The organism is Kaistella sp. (assembly GCF_032060305.1).
Classification (GTDB): Bacteria; Bacteroidota; Bacteroidia; order Flavobacteriales; family Weeksellaceae; genus Kaistella; species Kaistella yananensis.
In genome coordinates this window covers 48697-50099 of record NZ_DAMBHK010000007.1, presented here as the reverse complement: position 1 = coordinate 50099, position 1403 = coordinate 48697, and the positions used below count along the sequence as shown (strand labels likewise).

The following is a 1403-nucleotide window of genomic DNA, read 5'->3' as shown; positions in this document are numbered from 1 at the left end:
AGCGCAGTGAACACAATTGCGGATTTCAATGCCGGTCCGAAATTGCTGTACTGGTTCCCCTCCCACGAATTTTTGTCGTGATTGTCAATGAAATTCATTCTAATTCCCTCCTTTGGGAAAATGGAAACATGTTCTGCAATATAGGCTTCGCCCAGCGTTTTTACACTTTTGTTGTTAATGGCGATCTGGTGCAGGATATTCCAGAGCGTCCAGTTGTAGGTGGCATCGAAAGCTTTGCGGTGAAGTTCCTTGTCTTCGGCTTCCGCCAGCATAAATACCGGTTTTATGGTTTCGAGTTCTGCACGGGCATTTTCCCAGAAATCAATGGGAACAAAACTCGCCACATCGCAGCGGTACCCGTCGATATTGTATTCTTTTACCCAGAATTTCAGGGCGTCGGTCATGTATTTTCGTAAACCCGGCTGGCTGTAATCGAAGTCGATGATGTCATCGTAATCGCGCCATGGTGTGGACTGAAATTTTCCGTTTCTTCCCCGGCTGTACCATTCGGGATGTTCGGTTGCCAGCACGTTATCCCAACTGCTGTGGTTCGCGACCCAATCCAGGATCACGTACATTCCCTGGGCATGGATTTCCTTTACAAGGTTTCTGAAATCAGCTTCAGTTCCAAATTCGGGATTCACTTTCAGATAATCCTTTACCGAATAGTAACTGCCCAGACTTCCCTTTCTGTTCACGATGCCAATCGGCTGTACCGGCATCAGCCAGATAATGTCAATACCCATTTTTTTAAGCCGTGGCAGTTGTTTTTCCACTGCATTAAAGCTTCCTTCGGGTGAAAACTGACGGATATTCAGTTCATAGACTGTAGCATTTTTCACCCAGTCTGGGTTCGTGAGTTCGACATATTTCTTTGGCTGGTAGCGGGAATCGGTTGGCTGTGCATTCATGGTGAGATAAAAAAAAGCTAAAAAGACGGTAATCACGTGTGTCATGATGTTGATTTTTTCAATGAATAAATGTAGTATTTAATTCGTAATCACTGTTCATTTCCATCTTCATAAAATTTAGGTGTAGTCTTTGCTGAAACTCTTAAGTTAGATGAATCTAAAATTTATAAACTAAAATTCAAAATCTCTATGATTCCCAAAAAAATTCATTACTGCTGGTTTGGCGGACAGCCGAAACATGAACTGGCCGAACACTGCATTGCTTCCTGGAAGCGCATTCATCCTGATTTTGAAATTATTGAATGGAACGAAAGCAATTCCCCGCTTCAGGACAATAATTATGTGAAAGAAGCTTTTGAGCAGGGCAAATGGGCCTTTGTTTCCGATTATGTGCGTTCCAAAGTCATGTATGAACACGGCGGAATTTATATGGACACCGATATGGAACTGAAACTCCCGCTGGATGAGTTTCTGGATGAGGAAGCGGTTTGT

Annotated in this window: 2 protein-coding genes; one reads left to right on the top strand and one right to left on the bottom strand. The window is 43.3% G+C overall.

The window, feature by feature from the left end:
• Window positions 1-956: alpha-amylase family glycosyl hydrolase (locus tag V5N63_RS01955; protein WP_332032518.1), on the bottom strand; the 956-nt coding region annotated here is incomplete at its 3' end.
• A 117-nt stretch (window positions 957-1073) separates the two neighbouring features.
• Between V5N63_RS01955 and V5N63_RS01950 the strand changes: the two genes are divergently transcribed.
• Window positions 1074-1403, top strand: a 330-nt coding sequence (locus tag V5N63_RS01950; protein WP_332032521.1) for a glycosyltransferase family 32 protein, incomplete at its 3' end; no start/stop codon positions are given.